The organism is Leucobacter aridicollis, from assembly GCF_024399335.1.
Classification (GTDB): Bacteria; Actinomycetota; Actinomycetes; order Actinomycetales; family Microbacteriaceae; genus Leucobacter; species Leucobacter aridicollis_A.
Genome location: NZ_CP075339.1, coordinates 1 through 18,481, shown reverse-complemented (window position 1 = coordinate 18,481; position 18,481 = coordinate 1). Strand labels below are relative to the sequence as shown.

At 59.8% G+C, this 18,481-nt stretch carries 13 protein-coding genes and 2 tRNA genes; 4 read left to right on the top strand and 11 right to left on the bottom strand.

The window, feature by feature from the left end; genetic code table 11:
- Positions 1–62 precede the first annotated feature (62 nt).
- A complete protein-coding gene (locus tag KI794_RS00075) occupies positions 63–620 on the top strand; it encodes a VanZ family protein (RefSeq protein WP_255808663.1) in 558 nt (185 codons plus the stop codon).
- Here KI794_RS00075 and KI794_RS00070 read toward each other — a convergent pair.
- Positions 588–1,724, bottom strand: a complete 1,137-nt coding sequence (locus tag KI794_RS00070; RefSeq protein WP_255808662.1) for a sensor histidine kinase — start codon at positions 1,722–1,724, stop codon at positions 588–590. The two genes, KI794_RS00075 and KI794_RS00070, sit on opposite strands and share 33 nt — an antisense overlap.
- Entirely contained in the window at positions 1,705–2,394 is a 690-nt protein-coding gene (locus tag KI794_RS00065) for a response regulator transcription factor (RefSeq protein ID WP_119285399.1), read from the bottom strand. The genes KI794_RS00070 and KI794_RS00065 overlap by 20 nt, the downstream gene beginning before the upstream one ends.
- An 87-nt stretch (positions 2,395–2,481) precedes the next feature.
- Between KI794_RS00065 and KI794_RS00060 the strand changes: the two genes are divergently transcribed.
- The 3 genes from KI794_RS00060 to KI794_RS00050 all read left to right on the top strand — a co-directional run bounded on the left by KI794_RS00060 (position 2,482) and on the right by KI794_RS00050 (position 8,260).
- Positions 2,482–3,174, top strand: coding sequence for a M15 family metallopeptidase (locus tag KI794_RS00060; RefSeq protein WP_255808661.1), 693 nt, complete (start codon positions 2,482–2,484; stop codon positions 3,172–3,174).
- A 149-nt stretch (positions 3,175–3,323) separates the two neighbouring features.
- Positions 3,324–5,078: an AMP-binding protein gene (locus KI794_RS00055; RefSeq protein ID WP_255808660.1), complete on the top strand. Its 1,755-nt coding sequence runs from the start codon at positions 3,324–3,326 to the stop codon at positions 5,076–5,078.
- Positions 5,075–8,260 carry an acetyl-CoA carboxylase family protein gene (locus tag KI794_RS00050; RefSeq protein WP_255808659.1) on the top strand — a complete coding sequence of 1,062 codons (3,186 nt, stop codon included), beginning with the start codon at positions 5,075–5,077 and terminating at the stop codon, positions 8,258–8,260. The genes KI794_RS00055 and KI794_RS00050 overlap by 4 nt, the downstream gene beginning before the upstream one ends.
- A 263-nt stretch (positions 8,261–8,523) precedes the next feature.
- Here KI794_RS00050 and KI794_RS00045 read toward each other — a convergent pair.
- The 9 genes from KI794_RS00045 to dnaA all read right to left on the bottom strand — a co-directional run bounded on the left by KI794_RS00045 (position 8,524) and on the right by dnaA (position 18,481).
- Positions 8,524–8,596: transfer RNA gene (locus KI794_RS00045), tRNA-Ala, on the bottom strand.
- Positions 8,597–8,641: 45 nt separating this feature from the next.
- Positions 8,642–8,715, bottom strand: a tRNA-Ile gene (locus KI794_RS00040).
- A 63-nt stretch (positions 8,716–8,778) separates the two neighbouring features.
- On the bottom strand, positions 8,779–9,186 hold the full coding sequence (locus KI794_RS00035) for a DUF3566 domain-containing protein (protein WP_119285402.1): 408 nt from the start codon (positions 9,184–9,186) through the stop codon (positions 8,779–8,781).
- Positions 9,179–11,767, bottom strand: coding sequence for a DNA gyrase subunit A (gene gyrA / locus KI794_RS00030; protein ID WP_119285403.1), 2,589 nt, complete (start codon positions 11,765–11,767; stop codon positions 9,179–9,181). The genes KI794_RS00035 and gyrA overlap by 8 nt, the downstream gene beginning before the upstream one ends.
- The gene (gene gyrB, locus KI794_RS00025) at positions 11,745–13,736 is read right to left on the bottom strand and encodes a DNA topoisomerase (ATP-hydrolyzing) subunit B (RefSeq protein ID WP_119285404.1); all 1,992 of its coding nucleotides are present in this window, start codon (positions 13,734–13,736) and stop codon (positions 11,745–11,747) included. The genes gyrA and gyrB overlap by 23 nt, the downstream gene beginning before the upstream one ends.
- A gap of 176 nt (positions 13,737–13,912) precedes the next feature.
- Positions 13,913–14,404 (bottom strand): DUF721 domain-containing protein, encoded by a 492-nt coding sequence (locus tag KI794_RS00020; RefSeq protein WP_119285405.1) that lies wholly within the window; start codon positions 14,402–14,404, stop codon positions 13,913–13,915.
- Positions 14,391–15,566 (bottom strand): DNA replication/repair protein RecF, encoded by a 1,176-nt coding sequence (recF, locus tag KI794_RS00015; RefSeq protein WP_255808658.1) that lies wholly within the window; start codon positions 15,564–15,566, stop codon positions 14,391–14,393. Before recF ends, KI794_RS00020 begins: the two co-directional genes overlap by 14 nt.
- A 3-nt stretch (positions 15,567–15,569) precedes the next feature.
- Complete coding sequence (dnaN, locus tag KI794_RS00010) at positions 15,570–16,712, bottom strand: DNA polymerase III subunit beta (protein WP_119285407.1); 1,143 nt, start codon at positions 16,710–16,712, stop codon at positions 15,570–15,572.
- A gap of 347 nt (positions 16,713–17,059) precedes the next feature.
- The gene (dnaA, locus tag KI794_RS00005) at positions 17,060–18,481 is read right to left on the bottom strand and encodes a chromosomal replication initiator protein DnaA (protein ID WP_119285408.1); all 1,422 of its coding nucleotides are present in this window, start codon (positions 18,479–18,481) and stop codon (positions 17,060–17,062) included.

Here is an 18,481-nt window from a genome sequence, read left to right as displayed (position 1 = left end):
TTTCGTGAGCATATCGAAAACTCTGAACGCTCTCGCAACACCCCTCACACTTGACTGGTGTCATGCTCGATACGACTCGCACACTGGGTTCCCCAACGCGACCACGGAACTCTGCGCGTGCGCCGGGGGCGGCCGAGACCGTGCTCATCGCGGCGTTCAGCGCCTACCTGGCACTGCTCACCTGGGCAATCGTGTGGAAGCTACGGCTACCCCACATGGGCGACACCTTTTCCCCCGTGAAATGGGTTCCGTTCGCGCCCACCACGGTCTTCGGTCCGAGCGCGCCGTACGAGGTAGCGGCGAACTTCCTTGCATTTGTGCCGCTCGGCTTGCTGCTTGGAGCTCTCCGGCCCCGGCGCGCGTTGTGGGTTCGCGTGCTGCTCATTGCGGCGATCAGTGTGACCTACGAGACGCTGCAGTTCGTGTTCGCTGTTGGGGCCGCAGACGTCACCGACGTGCTCGTGAATACCGCTGGTGGCGCCGTGGGCCTCGCCCTTCTCGCGTGCGCTCGGACACACTCGAAGTTTGGCTCCCGTGCAGTACTGCAGCGGGCAAGTGGATTTGCACTGCTTGTCACGCTCGTCGGCTCAGCCTTCGCCGTCGTGTCTCTCGCCCAGTAGTCCTGCCACAGGTGAGGGGGCCAGAGGCAGGGCTATGCTCGCCACCAGGCCTCCGCCCGGCCGGGCACGCAGTGTCAGGGTTCCATCGTGCGCCTGGATGATGCTCTGTACGATCGCGAGCCCCAGCCCAACTCCCGAGTCGTCTGCTCGAGTTCGCTCATTCCCTCGCTGAAACGGCTCGGTGAGCGTCTCAACAAGCCCCTCACTCACGCGCGGACCCGTGTTCTCGACAGACAGCAGCGCACGACCGCCGGCCTCCCACGTTGTGATGGTGGAGTTCCCACCGGCAAGGAGATTGTGCAGAATCGAGTTGAGAATGAGGTTGCTTGCGACCTGCAGGAGCAGTGCAGGCGACCCCGAGGCGAGCACCGGGTCGCCTGCGACCTCGATAGTGACCTTCCGGGACTCGGCACGCGGGAGGAGTGTCTCGACAGCCTCCTCAACGAGCAGTGAGAGATCAACTGCTTCATGAGTGAATCCGCGCCTCCCGCTTCGGCCAAGGAGCAGTAGCGCCTCAGTCAGCTCAACCGCCCTGGCGTTCACTGTCCACAGCCTGTCGACGAACTCCGGCGACACCCCGCTCGGATCTTTCCGTGCGACTTCGAGCATCGTCTGTGTGATCGCCAGGGGCGTGCGCAGTTCATGCGATGCATTTGCTGCGAACCGCTCCTGCTCGGCGACGTGAGCCTCGAGCCTGTCAAGCATCGCGTCGAACGCATCGGCGAGTTCGCGAAACTCGTCAGGTGCGCCCTCGAGCCTGATGCGCGCCCCGAGTGTCCCAGCACTGACCTGCCTCGTGACTTTCGTCATTCGTTCGAGCGGTGCGAGCATCCGCCCTGCAAGAAGCCACCCGCCAACGAGCCCGACAAGCAGTAGCAATGCCAGCACCAGGAGTGCGCGCGGCACGAACGCGCGAATGAGGTCGTCACGGCCAGGAAAGAACTCGTGGTTGTTCCAGATCGCATCTGGCGGAACGTAGCGCAGCAGAAACGCCCAGACGACAGCGAGCAGCAGTGCACCTGTCACGAGCAGGAAGCCGGCGTAGCTGAGCGTGAGCCTCAGCCTCGCGCTGGCACCGCGCGCGCTATTCTGCCGCGGCTGCATCTTTCCCTGCACTCTCGTCGATACGATAGCCGACGCCCGGCACTGTCGCGATGATTGCTGGCTCGCCGATCCGCTTGCGCAGAGCCGAGACTGTGATCCGCACCGCGTTTGTAAAAGGATCAGCGTTCTCGTCCCATGCGCGCTCGAGGAGCTCCTCGGCGCTCACCACGCCGCCCTCCGCGGCGACAAGAACCTCGAGCACTGCGAACTGTTTGCGTGTGAGCGCTACATACCGCCCGTCTCGGTACACCTCTCGACGAAACGGGTCAACGCGAAGCCCCGCGATCTCACGCACTGGTGGCCTGTGGTGCGCGCGTCGACGATCGAGCGCCCGGAGGCGAAGCACGAGTTCTTGTAGCTCGAAGGGCTTGGTGAGGTAGTCGTCTGCCCCGAGCTCAAACCCGGACGCCTTGTCATCGAGCCTGTCTGCCGCGGTGAGCATCAGAATAGGCATGCCACTGCCCGAGCGTACGATTGTCGCAGCAACATCGTCGCCACTCGGACCGGGAATATCGCGGTCGAGCACCGCGATGTCGTACTCGTTCACGCTCAGTAGCTCAAGCGCCGTGTCGCCGTCGTTCGCGATGTCGGCGGCGATTGCCTCGAGACGGAGACCATCGCGGATCGCCTCGGCCAGGAAGGGCTCGTCTTCGACGATCAGGACACGCATGTCTCTATCGTACGAAGCGCTGCGTATGCGCAGCGTATCGAAAACGCAATACGCTCCGACAACCGGCAACCGTGTGGACTAGGTTTCATGCGATACACAGTTGCCGAGCTGAGATTCCGCCGGCTGAGGATCCCCATTCTCGTTGTGGGCGCAGTTGCCGCCACGGTTGCGGCGGGATTCATCATCGTCGAGGGGATCGACGGCGATGGCAGGCCCTTTGGAGCTGAGACACCGGCTCACGCAGACAGCTTGTCTTCTCTCGACGCAGAATCAACTCCACAGCAGCCAGCTGCGGCACAGCATGAAGAAGCGGCCGCAGGGCCGGACGATGTGCCCCCGTCGGGAGACCTGCCGAATGGCACGAGTGTCTTTGCCACTGGCTTTTACGGGATCGAGGGACTCGACCCAGGTCTTCTCGCGACGCTACGGCAAGCGTCCAGCGACTCCGGCATCGAGTTCACAGTTACTAGCGGATGGCGGTCCGCAGCGGACCAACAGCAGCTCCTTTCCGAGGCCATCTCCGAGTACGGCTCCGAAGCGGAGGCAGCGCGCTGGGTAGCCACACCAGAGTCCTCGGCACACGTGCTTGGCGACGCTGTCGATCTCGGCCCGATGGAAGCGACAGCATGCCCCCCCCCCCCCCCCGAATACGGCTCCGAGTACGGCCTGTGCAAGCTCTACGAGAATGAGCCCTGGCACTTCGAGATCGTTGACGGTGCCCAGGCAGCTGGCTGCCCCGCGCCGCTTCCGGATCCAAGCTACGATCCACGACTGAACTAGGGGCAACAGACGCTGATTGCGCGCCTACTGAAGCGGTATCCCTGAGGCACACATTGAGCAATCCCTTGAGTTTCTCGACACTCGCGGGTAGGAAAGAACCAAGGGGATGCACCCACGGCGGGGAGTTATACGATCCCTGAGGAGTGGCAATGACGCCAAGAACAACGCTTTGGAACGAGGCCGCGATCGCTCTCGCCGCCAGGCGCACCCTGTGGCCAGCAACGGTCGCCAGAGAGTTTATCGACCCAGATCCGGCAGCGGGTCTCAACGACTACCTCCGACGGTGGGCCCGTGAGCGGCCCCAGACCACCGCGATTCACTTCTACGGGACTGATATTTCCTATGCCGACCTTGAGCGCAGCGCAGGCGCGTTCGCAGGTTGGTTGCTCGCGCAGGGCGTTGCTCAGGGTGACAGGGTAGGTGTGTACCTTGGCAACTGCCCACAACTGACCATTGCGATGCTCGGCATCTTGCGCATCGGCGCCGTCTACGTTCCCATCAATCCGATGTTCAAAGCACGCGAACTCGCCTACGAGCTCGCAGATTCGGGCGCATCTGTGCTGCTCGCCGATCCTGCTCTCGTCGGCGTCGTCGAGGCAGCTCGAGCGATCCCGTCGGAGGTACTTGCCGGTGCCGCCCACGAAAGAGTACACCCCACGATGCGCGTCGCCTACACGCAGCTTGGTGACATGCTGCTCTCTCCCCCAACACCGCCGCCACCATTCCCCGATGCGCATGGCGGGGTACCGAGCGACTGGTCGTCAATCATGGCTACGAGCCCCGTCGCTCCGATGCGCTGCGACCGTGAAGCACTCGCTGCGCTGAACTATACCGGAGGCACAACTGGGATGCCCAAGGGCTGCGAGCATACGGAAGGTCACATGGTCTACACGGCGCTCAGCACACTCCAAGGCCAGGGGCGGGAACCCGGGACGGTCAGCGCGCAAACTGGCAAGGCGCATGTGTCGCTCGGCTTCCTCCCGATGTTCTGGATAGCGGGTGAGGACATGGGTATGCTGAATCCACTCATCGATGGTTCCACGGTCGTAATAATGACTCGCTGGAATGCCGAGAGTGCACTCGCCCTTATTGAGCGCGAGAAGGTGACCTGGGTCGCAGCGCAGGCTGACAATTACGTCGAGATGCTGGATACGCCTCGCTTCGCGAAGACCGACACCTCGTCGCTCGAGGAGTGTGTGGCAATCTCATTCGTGCGAAAACTCGACTGCGAGCTGCGTGAGCAGTGGCTCACCGCAACCGGTGTTGTGCTTCATGAGGCCTCCTACGGAATGACCGAGACTCACACCGCAGATACGTTCACCTTCGGCCTCCACATCAATAGCCAGGATCTCCGCGCTCAACCGACCTACTGCGGCTACCCGGTGCCCGGGACCGCGATCGTGGTCGTCGACGAAGACCTGAACCCTGTCGATGTCGGCGTCCCTGGCCAGATCCTTGTACGTTCTCCCTCGGTGTTGCGCGCCTACTACAAGAAGCCGGAGGCAACCCGAAACGCCATCGTCGATGGGTGGCTGCTCACGGGTGATGCAGGCCAGTTCGATGATTACGGTGGACTCTCATATCTCGCCCGCAGCAAAGAGATGATCAAAGTGAACGGCATGAGTGCCTTCCCCACGGAGATCGAGTCGCTCATGATGTCGCACCCGCACATTGAGCGGGTCGCCGTTGTACCCCGTGAGGATGCTGACTCGGGCCAGCGCCCTGTCGCATTCGTCCAGCTACGCGCGCAGGTCCAGGTCTCCGCGGGGAGTATCGGCGTGTGGGCGAAGGAACAGATGGCGACCAACAAGGTGCCAGAGATTGTCCTCGTTGATTCGATGCCGATGACCGCGACTGGGAAGATACGCAAGGTCGACCTGATGAAGCAGGTCGCTGCAAAGTGACATCGCTACTTATTGCGAATCGCGGAGAGATCGCAGTGCGCATCATTCGTGCGGCACGCGACCTCGGTCTTTCGACAGTTGCCATCCATTCCCTCGACGACGCAGACAGCATGCACGTTCGGCTCGCAGACACAGCGGTCGAGCTGCCCGGTTCTGGCCCGGCCGCTTATCTTGACGGGCCGGCGATCATTGCTACTGGACGCCGGGCGGGTGCCACACTCGTTCACCCTGGATACGGATTTCTCTCAGAATCTGCTGACTTCGCCCGAGCGTGTGCCGATGCTGGGTTCACGTTCCTCGGTCCCTCCCCTGACGCTCTACTCACCGCCGGCAGCAAGACCGCAACGCGTGACCTCGCCATAGCTCTCGGCATTCCGGTGCCCGAGGCGACGGCCGTACTCACATCGTCAGATGCTGCGCTCGAGCTGCTTTCGCGGTATCCCGAAGGTATAGCGCTCAAGGCCGTAGCCGGCGGGGGCGGACGCGGCATCGCGATTGTCACTGATGCACACGACCTTCCTGCGGCCCTCACCCGCTGCCGGTCAGAGGCACTGCATGGTTTTGGAGACGATCGCGTCTTCGCCGAGCGACTCATTCACGGGGCGCGTCACATCGAGGTCCAGGCCATTGGAGCGGCAGGCGGCGTTCGCACTCTTGGGGATAGAGATTGCTCACTACAGCGCAGGCGTCAGAAGCTCATCGAGATCGCTCCCGCACCGCGACTCGACGAGTCGGTTCGCGAGGCCATTCATGACGCCGCCTGGCGGCTACTGACCGCGATTGACTTCACCTCGCTTGCAACAGTCGAGTTCCTCGTGAACGGCTCAGAGTGGGTACTTCTCGAGGTCAACCCCCGCATCCAAGTTGAACATCCAGTTACTGAAGCCACCACCGGTGTGGATCTTGTCGCGTGCCAGATCGAGATAGGCCTGGGGAGTTCGCTCGACGAGCTTGAACTCCCTCCTGCTCGCCTGGACGCCGCAGCCGGAGGTTACGCCGTCGAGCTCCGGGTTGCGGCGGAGACAATGGATGCCGAAGGAACACCGCAGCCCGCCGCCGGTGTCGTTCGCCACCTCGGCCTTCCCACTGGGCTGGGCATCCGGATTGACACGTGGGTGCGGCCGGGCAGTCGGGTCAGCACGAGATACGACACCCTACTTGCGAAGGTCATCGTTTCTGGCCGTGACGTTGCGACGCTGAAACGACGGGCGCAAGCGGCGCTCTCGGAGTTCGAATGCACCGGTGTCGCGACAAACGCCGCGTTCCTCATGGCCGTGCTTTCGCGCGCGACTCTCGGTGAGAGCACGACCCGGTGGGTCGATGATCACTTGCCGGAGTTGCTCGATTCGGCGTCGGGAGAGAAGCTTCCCCCGCTCGATATTCGCGATGATTCCCGCGACCGGAAGGAACCCTGGAGCTCTCGGTATGCACAGCAGGCTGAGCCCCCCGTTGTGCTCGAACCTGGCGAACAAGTCGTCGTGTCTCCAGTCACTGGAACGGTGGTCTCCCTCGAGGAGACTCCTGGCGAGCTTGGGCTCATTGAAGCAATGAAGATGCATCACGCCATCTCCTCGCCGCCCTATGACGCCGCACGGGCTCTTGTCGAGGTCGGCGATCAGGTAGCCAGCGGCCAGGCGGTGTTCGCAATCGTTCCTGCGGAGAAGGAGCATCTCCCCCAAACGAACCAGACAAGTACACCCCATCCGGGCATCACAGAGGTGCTCGAGCGCCATGCGAAGGCCATCGACGACGCGCGCCCTGAGGCCATTGCAGCCGTCCACGCGCGGGGTCGCCGCACAGCCCGAGAGAATCTTGGCGATCTCCTCCTTCCCGGATCGTTCGTTGAGTACGGGCCCTTGGCAATCGCGGCCCAGACCGCACGTCGAGAGGTCTCAGAGCTCATCAAGAACACGAGTGGCGACGGAATCGTCGGGGGCATTGGCCACGTCAAGACGCCGGTGGGCTCGCGTCAAGCGGTCGTGATGAGCTACGACTACATGGTTATGGCAGGCACACAGGGTGCCCGGGGCCACGCCAAGACTGATCGACTCCTGCAAGTTGCCGCAGCCAAACGGCTCCCCGTGATTCTGTTTGCAGAGGGCGGCGGAGGGCGCCCCGGTGACACCGACATTGCGCCAGGATCGCATCTTGGCGTGCAGACTTTCGCCGCATTCGCTTCGCTCAAGGGAAAAGTCCCCATCGTGACGATCGTCTCTGGCCGGTGCTTCGCTGGGAATGCCGCACTTGCCGGTCTGGGCGACCTCATTATCGCCACTGAGGACGCAAACATCGGGATGGGTGGGCCCGCAATGATTGCAGGCGGAGGGCTTGGCGAATGGTCCGCCGAGGACATTGGACCTGCCTCGCAGCACGCGCGCACCGGAGCAATAGATCTCTTAGTCCCGGACGACGCTGCTGCTGTTCAAGCTGCGCAATCGTTTCTGGCGTACTTTGGCGATCGAAGCGATTCATTCTCCGAACCTGATCCAACCGCTGCTGCCTTAGCTGTGCCTCACGATAGGCTCCGCGCCTTCAGTATGCGTGCAACCATTGAAAGCGTCGTTGACATCGGCTCCTTCTTTGAGGTTCGCGAAATTGCTGCGCCTGGCGCAATTACAGCTCTTGCGAGAGTCGAGGGACGTGCCGTTGCGATTATCGCAAACAACAATCAGCACCTGGGTGGCGCGATTGACGTCGAGGCAGCGCGTTCGTTTGTCGAGCATCTGACCTTTGCCGAAGCGCACGGCATTCCTGTCGTGTCATTCATCGATACACCGGGCTTCATGGTGGGACCTGCGGCGGAGGAAGAGCCAGGAGTGAAGGTATTTGGTGGATTGTTCGCTGCCGGGGCGCGGCTTAGTGTGCCAGTAGGGGTGATCATCATTCGAAAGAGTTATGGCCTTGGAGCTATGGCCATGGCGACGGGATCCCTTCGCGAGAGCCAATTCACGGTGGCCTGGCCGAGCGGAGAGCTTGGGGCGATGGGTCTCGAAGGCGCAGTCAGGCTGGGATACGCCAAAGAACTCGCCACGGCTTCGAGCTCGCAGGATCGCGACAGGCGCTTCTCAGAGCTATTGGCAGATCTCTACGAGGAGGGACGCGCGTTGAGTGCTGCAATGGTCTTCGACATCGACGACGTCATCGACCCTGGCGACACCAGGCGATGGATTGCAACGCTCTAGGAGCTGCGAGACGTCATTCCCCGACGAGCCTTCCCCAGTCGAATATGCACGACTGTTGAGGGCCCGGGCGTGTCGAATGCACAGTTTGTGCATTGAACTGCTGCGGGGTTCCTCTCGGGCACTTCAGAAGAAGTTTTGGAAAATGACCGCTGAAATCCACGCTTCGGCGTGTCGCGTAGATCGGGGAAACCAGACAAAACTCGGGCCCTCTCACACAACAAGAAATGCCCCGCCGTAAGGCGAGGCATTTCTTGTATCTGTTGTGGATCCTGGGAGAATCGAACTCCCGACATCCTGCTTGCAAAGCAGGCACTCTACCAACTGAGTTAAGGACCCGTTGTGAATAACACTACCGGTTTTCGCCGATTTTGTGAAATTCAGTGGGGCTACCAGGACTTGAACCTGGGACCTCTTCATTATCAGTGAAGCGCTCTAACCACCTGAGCTATAGCCCCTTGACCAAGAGACAACATTACCGGTTCCGGACGAGAATGCGAAATCGAGTTGCCTCTTTTGGCCTAATTGCTCGAAAAACCGAGCTGGAATCCGCCGAGAACACGCACGAGCAGGTTGTACACGAGCGATCCGATGGCTCCAAGCGCCGTACCGACGATCGTGTTGAGCACGCCTACGACGACAGAGAAGAACGCGACCTGCGGGAAACCGATGAAGTTCATCAAACTGTTCTCTTCGCCAACGATGTCCATGAAGAGCGCATCAATGCGCCCGAAGACTCCGGTCGTCTGCAGCACAACGTAGACCAGAATTGCAGTCACGATCCCGACAATGGCAAGACAAATGGATACGAGGAAGGAGAACTTCACTGCCGACCAGAAGTCGACGTAGACGAGCTTCAGGCGAACCTGCTTCGCGGGTGCTTTCTTGCGAGTCTTCTTCGCAAGCCGGTCTGCGACTGTGTTACTCATTCACGTCTTCCTTCTCTACGGAGTTCTCCGCGTCGGACTCCTCCGAGTCCCCATCGTCGATACCGCGTTCGGCGTTTCGGGCGATCCCAATAATACGATCCCCTTCTGGGAAGCGAGCGAACACCACTCCCATGGTGTTGCGTCCCTTCGCCGGCACCTCTGCGACGCCGGATCGAACAACCTTACCGCTCGCCAGTACGACGAGCACTTCGTCGCCTTCGTCCACGATGAAGCCGCCCGCAAGATCTCCACGCGTCTCGTCAAGCTTCGCGACCTTAATGCCGTAACCGCCGCGCTGCTGGACCCTGTATTCGCTGACTGCTGTGCGCTTCGCGTAGCCGCCCTCGGTGACGACGAAGACGTAGCCCTCGTCGTCGCTGAGTCGAGATGCTGCAAGCAGTGCGTCCCCGTCACGGAAGTTCATGCCTCGTACGCCGCTCGTCGACCGACCCATTGGGCGAAGTGCCTGATCAGTTGCGGTAAATCGCACCGACATGCCCTGTCGTGAGATCAGCAGAATGTCGTCATCTGCACCCGCGATGAGAGCCTGGACGAGCTCGTCCCCTTCACGGAGCTTGATCGCGATGATGCCGCCAGTACGGTTTGTGTCGTACTCGGTAAGCGGTGTCTTCTTGACAAGACCATCGCGTGTCGCGAGCAGCAGGTAGCTCGCGTCGTCATACTGCCGCAGGTCGAGGATTTGTGTGACCTGCTCGTCGGGAGCGAGGGCCAACAGGTTCGCAAGGTGCTGGCCCTTCGCGTCACGGCCACCCTCTGCAACCTCGTACGCCTTCGCGCGATAGACCCGGCCGGTGTTCGTGAAGAACAGTAGCCAGTGATGGGTTGTCGTGACAAAGAAGTGTTCGACGATGTCGTCAGCGCGCAGCTGTGCGCCGCGGACGCCCTTGCCGCCGCGGTGTTGCGACCTGTAGTTGTCGATTCGCGTTCGTTTGACGTATCCGCCGCGAGTGACGGTAATGACCATCTCTTCTTCGGGAATGAGGTCTTCCATCGACATGTCACCGTCGTAACCGTGCAGAATCGTCGTTCGGCGGTCATCACCGTACCGAGTCACGAGCTCGTCGAGCTCCTCAACGATAATTCCACGCTGCTGCTCAGGCGATGCGAGGATGCCCTCGTACTCCTTGATCTGAGCTTCGAGCTTGGCGGCGAGGTCGAGAATCTTTTGTCGTTCAAGCGCTGCCAGTCGGCGGAGCTGCATCGCGAGGATCGCGTCGGCCTGAATCTGGTCGACACCGAGCAGGCTCATGAGCCCCTCCCGCGCGTCATCAACCGTCGAAGAACGCCTGATCAGAGCGATAACTTCGTCGAGCGCGTCGAGTGCCTTGAGGTAGCCGCGCTGAATGTGAGCTTCAGCCTCGGCCTTCTGCAGACGGAACTGGGTGCGCCGAACGATGATCTCAATCTGGTGCTTCACCCAGTAGGTGATGAAGCCATCGATGGCGAGAGTTCGAGGGACACCGTCCACAATGGCAAGCATGTTCGCGCCAAAGTTCTCTTGCAACTGCGTGTGCTTGTAGAGATTGTTCAGCACAACCTTCGGGATCGCGTCACGCTTCATCACGATGACAAGACGCTGGCCGGTGCGGCCACTTGTCTCATCACGAATGTCTGCGATGCCCTGGACTTTGCCTTCCTTCACAAGGTCGGCAATCTTCACGGCAAGGTTGTCTGGGTTGACCTGATACGGCAACTCAGTCACAACGAGGCATGTGCGCCCCTGGATTTCCTCGATGTTCACAACCGCGCGCATCTTGATGGAGCCGCGCCCCGTGCGATAGGCGTCGCGGATGCCGCTGGTTCCAAGAATCTGCGCGCCAGTTGGGAAGTCGGGGCCGCTGATGCGCTCCATGAGCGCCTCAAACAGCTCTTCACGAGTCGCCTCGGGGTGCTCGAGATGCCACTTTGCCCCCGCTGCAACCTCTCGAAGGTTGTGCGGGGGAATATTTGTCGCCATGCCGACTGCAATACCGACAGAGCCGTTCACGAGCAGGTTTGGAAAACGCGCTGTGAGCACCGTCGGCTCTTGCGTGCGGCCGTCGTAGTTGTCCTGGAAATTGACTGTATCTTCGTCAATATCCCGCACCATCTCCATGGCAAGTGGAGACATTTTGGTCTCGGTGTAACGGTGCGCAGCTGCACCATCGTTGCCCGGCGAACCAAAGTTGCCCTGACCAAGCGCGAGCGGGTATCGCAGCGACCACGGTTGCACGAGGCGAACGAGTGAGTCGTATACTGCCGTGTCACCGTGCGGGTGGAACTGGCCCATGACGTCACCGATGACACGGGTGCACTTCGAGAATGCCTTGTCTGGGCGGTATCCACCGTCGTACATCGTGTAAATCACACGGCGGTGCACGGGCTTGAGCCCGTCACGCACGTCTGGCAGGGCCCGCCCGACGATAACGCTCATCGCATAATCGAGGTACGAGCGCTGCATCTCGACGTTGAGTTCCACCTGGTCGATGCGACCGTGATTCGGCTCGACCTGTGGCTCGGCCTGGGCCTCGTCGGCCACGTCTTCTGGTGTGGTGTTTTCAGATGTCAAGGAAGCGCACATCCTTCGCGTTCTGCTGAATAAAGCTGCGGCGTGCCTCTACGTCTTCACCCATCAGCGTGGAGAAGACCTCATCAGCAATAGCCGCATCGTCCATGGTGACCTGCAGTAGCGTGCGGGTCTCCGGGTTCATCGTGGTATCCCACAACTCTTCGTGGTTCATCTCGCCAAGGCCCTTGTATCGCTGGACACCGCTCTCCTTCTGGAGGCGGCGGCCAGCGGCCGCGCCAGCCTCGAGCCGTTCGTCGCGCTCGGCGTCGCTGTAGACGTACTCATGTTCTGCGTTCGTCCATTTGATGCGGTAGAGCGGAGGCTGAGCGAGGAAGACATAGCCGAGGTCGATGAGCGGGCGCATGTACCTGAAGAGGAGAGTGAGGAGGAGCGTCGTGATGTGCTGGCCGTCGACGTCAGCGTCGGCCATCAGGACGATCTTGTGGTACCTGACTTTCTCAGGATCAAACTCCTCGGCGATGCCCGCACCGAAGGCAGTAATCATCGCTTGTACCTCGGCGTTCCCAAGCGCACGGTCAAGACGGGCCTTCTCGACGTTCAGGATCTTGCCTCTGAGCGGGAGAATTGCCTGTGTCTCTGGGTTTCGGCCGGTCTTGGCCGAGCCACCGGCGGAGTCGCCCTCCACAATAAAGATCTCGGAGACAGTGGGGTCCTTGCTCGTGCAATCTGAGAGCTTGCCTGGCATTCCACCTGACTCAAGCAGGCCCTTTCGACGGGCTGTCTCGCGCGCCTTTCGCGCTGCAAGGCGGGCGGAGGCGGCCTGAATGGACTTACGGATAATGTCTTTCGCAGGGCCTGGGTTGCGTTCGAACCAGTCTCCGAGCTGATCGCCGACGACCTTCTGGACGAACGCCTTGGCTTCGGTGTTTCCGAGCTTGGTTTTTGTCTGCCCCTCAAACTGGGGCTCGCCAAGCTTCACCGAGACCACCGCGGTGAGTCCCTCTCGAACATCCTCCCCCGACAGATTGTCATCCTTCTCCCGAAGGATGTTCTTCTCTCGAGCGTATCGATTCACAAGCGTTGTGAGCGCCGCCCTGAATCCTTCTTCGTGAGTGCCACCCTCGTGAGTGTTAATCGTGTTGGCGTAGGTGTGGACGCTCTCGGAGTAGGAAGTCGTCCACTGCATCGCGACCTCAGCAGAGATCTTGCGCTCCGGATCCTCAAGTTCAAACGAAATAATTTCTTCGTTCACAAGCTCGGCACGTTTGGCTGTGTTGAGGTGCTGCACGTAATCTTCGATGCCACGTTCATACATGAACTCGTCAGAAGGTGCCTTGGGCTCAACGAGCTCGCCGCTTTCGTTCTCGACGGGTTCCTGTGGCCGCTCATCTGTGAGCGTGATCTTCAGGCCCTTGTTCAGGAAGGCCATTTGCTGGAACCGGGTCCGAAGCGTCTGGTAGTCGAACTCAATGGTCTCGAAAATCTCAGCGCTCGGCCAGAACGAGATCGACGTGCCCGTCTGCTCTGTAGGTTCTCCCTGCGCGAGAGGCGCGTCTGGGACCGAATTGGTGAAGGACATGTTCCACGTGAAACCTTGTCGCATAACCGAGACGTCAAATCGTGTGGAGAGCGCGTTCACAACTGACGAGCCAACGCCGTGAAGTCCACCGGAGACCGCGTAGCCCCCGCCGCCAAACTTTCCGCCCGCGTGGAGTACCGTAAGTACAACCTCCACAGTCGATCGTCCCTCAGTGGGGTGCATGTCGACGGGGATACCGCGACCGTTATCAACAACACGCACTCCCCCGTCTTTCAGGATCGTGACGTTGATCGTATCGCAATGCCCAGCCAGCGCCTCATCCACTGAGTTGTCTACGATCTCGTAGACAAGGTGATGAAGGCCACGTGGACCGGTCGAGCCGATATACATACCGGGCCGCTTGCGGACGGCTTCGAGTCCCTCAAGGACCTGGATCTCTCCAGCGCCGTATTCTTCAGCCGCAGTTTGTTCTAAAGTCATTTTCTAATGCACACTCTCCCGGATAACCACGGGCCATTTTTGGCCTGAGGCACACTTCACCCCAACTCTATCAAGAATCGCCCCGCAAAACGGCTTTCTGGGGCGTCTGGTGGCCGTTTTTTTGGAAGGATCGTCCCCGAAAAAACTCAACACTCGTCGGAATGGCGTTGAATGCGCTATCCGTACGTGTCGCGCGGCCCTCGCCCTGGTACAACACGTGGTCCGTGACGCCACGATGGCGCCCCGGGAGCCTTGAATCGAAGATCACGAATATCTGAATCCGGATACTCGGTGAGTAGTCGAGTGAGCATCTCGGCTCGAAGTCTGCGAAGTTCCGTCGCCCACGTCGTCGAATCGCACTGGATCTCGAGCACTCCATCGCGGATGCCAGTTACCGTCGTGTGCTCAGCTGTGGCAATGCCGACGAATGTCGGCCATTCTTCAATGATTCGGGCCTGTTCAAGCTCGCTTGACCAGCCCATGTCTACTACAACAGACTCAAGCACAAGGCTAAGAGACCGCGGGTCTCGGCCGCTGCCGAACGGCCGGGAGAGTGGATCGTCTCCTGCTCTTCTCGGGCGCTTGCGTTGAATCTTCCCGCGCCACACGCTCTTTGCCCGCAGATATGCGGAGGTCGAGAACGAATCGATTGGGCTACTCAACGGCATCTCGCTCGAGAAGCGTACCTGCAGATACCTCAATGCGGTGCCATGGAAGCCCCTCGGGCACATCCCCCTCGACTGCTGCTGTTACGACGACTTGCTCGAAGTCACCAACGACGGCCATCAGTCGCTGACGCCGGCCTCTGTCGAGTTCAGCAAAGACATCGTCGAGGATAATCACTGGGTCGCCGGCCGGTGACTCTGCTCGAATCACTGTGGCAAGGGCGATCTTCAAGGAGAGCGCGAACGACCAAGACTCTCCGTGGCTCGCGTAACCACGGACAGGCAGTGCGTTCAGGGCCAACACCATGTCATCTCGATGAGGCCCGACGAGAGTCACACCCCGCTCAATCTCCCGCGACCGAACGGCACTCAGTGCGCTGCGAAAATCCGACGCGAGTGTTTCACGTGAAACCTGATCGCCGGTGGCTAGTCCCGTCGTTCCACGTGAAACATCATCTACGCTGTCGTAGACGGACTCGCTCAGAGCTAAGCCCGGCGCATGATCCGCGTCAACGAGGTTTGAGTAGGCGTCAATGAGTGGTTGACGCAGGTCGGCAACGAGCTCACGTCGCGCAAGCATGATCTTTACCCCGTGCTCAATCAGCTGCTCGTCCCAGACTTCAAGCGTCGCTTGCAGTGCCGCGGTCCCCCGCGACGCGGATCGCGCTGATTTGAGGAGTGATGTTCGCTGCCGAACCACACGCTCGTAGTCAGCAATCACCCCTGCGGCAACGGGCAAGCGCGCGATGAGCGCGTCGTCCATGAAGCGTCGTCTCACCGCGGGCTCACCTCGAACAATGCTGAGGTCTTCAGGCGCAAACATAATCGACGTGAACCACCGCGTTAACACACGCGAGCGCACCATGTTGCCGTTTACCTGGGCACGATTCGCTCCAACCCGGTTGAGCTGTGTTTCAAGCAGCACATCCCGGTCGCCAGCCACGACCCTCATCCGCAAGATTGCGGCCGGCCTTTCGGCACGAATCATCGCAGAGTCAGTAGAGACGCGATGCGATCTCAGCGTCGCAAAGTAAGAAATTGCCTCGACGAGGTTTGTCTTCCCCTGGCCGTTCTTACCAATGATGAGGTTCGGGCCCTCATGCAGTGTCAGCTCGGCAGCCGCGTAATTCCGAAAGTCGCCGAGTGAAAGGTGAGCGACCCTCATTGTCTAGCGGAGCAGTAGGTTCGGCTGCAGCAGATACCGGAAACTAGCATCGTCGGCTTCGTCCTTGCTGCGCTGGCTCGTGATGAGCACCGGCCCGGGCTTGCCAGGGTTATCGGTTCGCGTGAATGCGATCCGTGCGAACTCCGAATGAGTCGAACGAAGTCCGTCAAGCAAGAACTGAGGCTTGAGGGAGACGATCATCTCGTCACCCTGCAGGTGGACGTCAACACTTTCAACTGCCTGAGCTGACTCAGTGCCGGCTGCCTCAAGCATCACCGCGCCTTCAGCAAAGGAAAAGCGAAGCGCTGCTTCGCGTTCGAGGACCAGACCAACACGACCAACGGCTTCAATGAGCTCGGCGGTATTTACGACTGCGTAGTTATCGACGTTCTCAGGGAACAAGCGCCCAACCGGCGGGTAGTTACCCTTAATGAGCAGCGACGTAACCGTCTTGCTTCCGCCAGTGAAAGCGATGAGTTCGCGCTCGCCATCTTTGACGATCGTGATTCGCACTTCGCCGTCGTTTGAGAAAGTCTTGCCGACCTCCGTGACAATCTTCGACGGAACCAAAGCGCTGAGATGCTCGCCTGCACCGCGATCTTCCCAGTCGAGGCCACGAGTTGCAACACGGTAGCGATCAGTTGCGGTGAGCGTGAGTGAGTTTTCAGAAACTTCGAACTGGACACCCGTAATGACGGGCGTTACGTCGTCCTTTGAGGCCGCAAGAGACACCTGCGCCACTGCGTCAGCAAAGTCCTGCGCTGGAACTGCGCCTGAGACTGAATCAACGACAGGAACCTGCGGATACTCTTCGACAGGCATAGCCGGAAGACTGAAGGATGCACTTCCGCAGCGTACTTCTACACGGCTTTCAAGAAGGGAAACTTGAACGTCGGCGTGCGGCAGTCGTTGCGCGATTTCACCAAGAAGGCGACCAGAGACAAGTGCCCTACCTGCCTCAGCGACATCGGCGACAACACCCGTGCGGGCCGACACTTCGTAATCGAAAGACGAAATAGTGAGCTCAGCGTCCTCGGCGTGAAGAAGCACTCCACTCAGCAGCGGCTGTGTCGGGCGCTGAGGAAGCAACTTCACCGCGAACGACACTGCGTCGCTGAACACGTCACGGTTGACGGTGAATCGCATGTGTTTTCCCTTCATAGGCGCACGGGGCGCCAGCCCCACAATCTTTGCACACCTTGGTGTTTGGTGAAACCGGCCGGTGCGAAGCGGAGCGTGATTGAGTCGCTTACAAGAATTAGAAAACTTGTAATAGTAATAAGGGCTGTGGAAACTGTGGATAACTTGGTCGTTCCCTTGTCCTGCCTTGGAACTACACCCATGTGACTTGTTTGCAAGGGGTGGATAGCCGCAGATCCGCATGAAGACGGCAAACTCACAAAAATCCTGTAATTCACAGCCGAACCCGAACCCTCCACATTTTTGCGAAGTTATCCACAGTTATCCACAGGGGGCCTGTGGGTTGTGGAGTGTCACCGCCCGTTCTGCCTTACTCTCGTGGTGAGTTCAGACACCTGGTTGTACACGGAGCGCCGCTCGGTAATGAGCTGGGCAATCTTCTTGTGGGCATACATCACCGTTGTGTGATCACGTCCACCGAAGAGCTGGCCAATCTTCGGAAGTGACAGCTGGGTCAGCTCGCGGCAGAGATACATTGCGATCTGCCTGGCCAACGCAATCTGCTGAGCGCGTGACGGGCCATAGAGCTCGTCGACTGAAAGATCGAAGTACTCGGCGGTTCGGCTAATGATGTCTGTGGGCTGCACCTCGTTGTCGCTATCGATCGAGATGAGGTCTTTCAAGACTGTTTTCACCAGGGGCATGTCGATGCGCTGCCGGTTGAGGTTGGCATACGCCGTCACGCGAATGAGGGTTCCCTCGAGCTCACGAATGTTTGACGAGAATTTCGAGGCGATGAACTCGAGAATTGCGTCATCGACGTCAAGGTGCTCGCGCTGAGCCTTCTTGCGGAGAATTGCGATTCGCGTTTCGAGGTCGGGCGCCTGGATGTCAGTCAACAACCCCCACTCAAAACGAGACGTGATCCGCTCCTCGAAGCCTCGCAGCTGCTTCGGTTGCACGTCGCTCGTGATGACCACCTGCTTGTTATGGCTGTGCAACGTGTTGAAAGTATGGAAAAACGCTTCTTGTGTCTCCGCTTTACCCTCAAGGAACTGAATATCGTCGACGAGCAAGACATCGACGTTGCGATAGCGATCTTGGAACTGGGCACCCTGGTTGTTCGCGATCGAATTGATGAAATCGTTGGTGAAGTCCTCAGAACTCACGTAACGAACTCGGATCTCAGGGAACAGCTCTCGGGAGTAATGGCCGATAGCGTGAAGCAAGTGAGTCTTGCCAAGCCCTGAGTCGCCATAAATGAACAGTGGATTGTATGACTGAGCCGGAGATTCAGATACCGCCAGCGCTGCCGCATGCGCAAGCCTGTTGGACTGGCCGATCACGAACGAATCAAAGTCGTACTTCTCGTTCAGGTGCGGATCCTCATATGGAACTGCCGCGGCGTGCCTGCTTCGCGGCTCCTGAATTGGTCGGTCGACGCGTACCTGGGCCGGCGGCGAAACAAACTCGCTCCGCTCAAACGCCTCCGGCTCGGGGGCCGGCACCGCGTCTTCATCAACAATCACAACGAAATTGTCGATACTCTCTGCCGTCGTGAGGCCGGCGAGAGCGCCCATGATCGGCGGGCGAAGGCGGCCGTCTAGCAGCTTCAAGGTGAAATCAGTTTGGACCGCAAGGTAGAGCGTGCCCGCTGCAACACCCCGCGGAGTGGCGAGCAACAACTGTGCCCCATAGACGGGTCCAACGGAGAGATCAGCGTTTACATGACGCTTAATCTCTTCCCAGAGTTCGGTGAGTTCTTCGTCAGACAT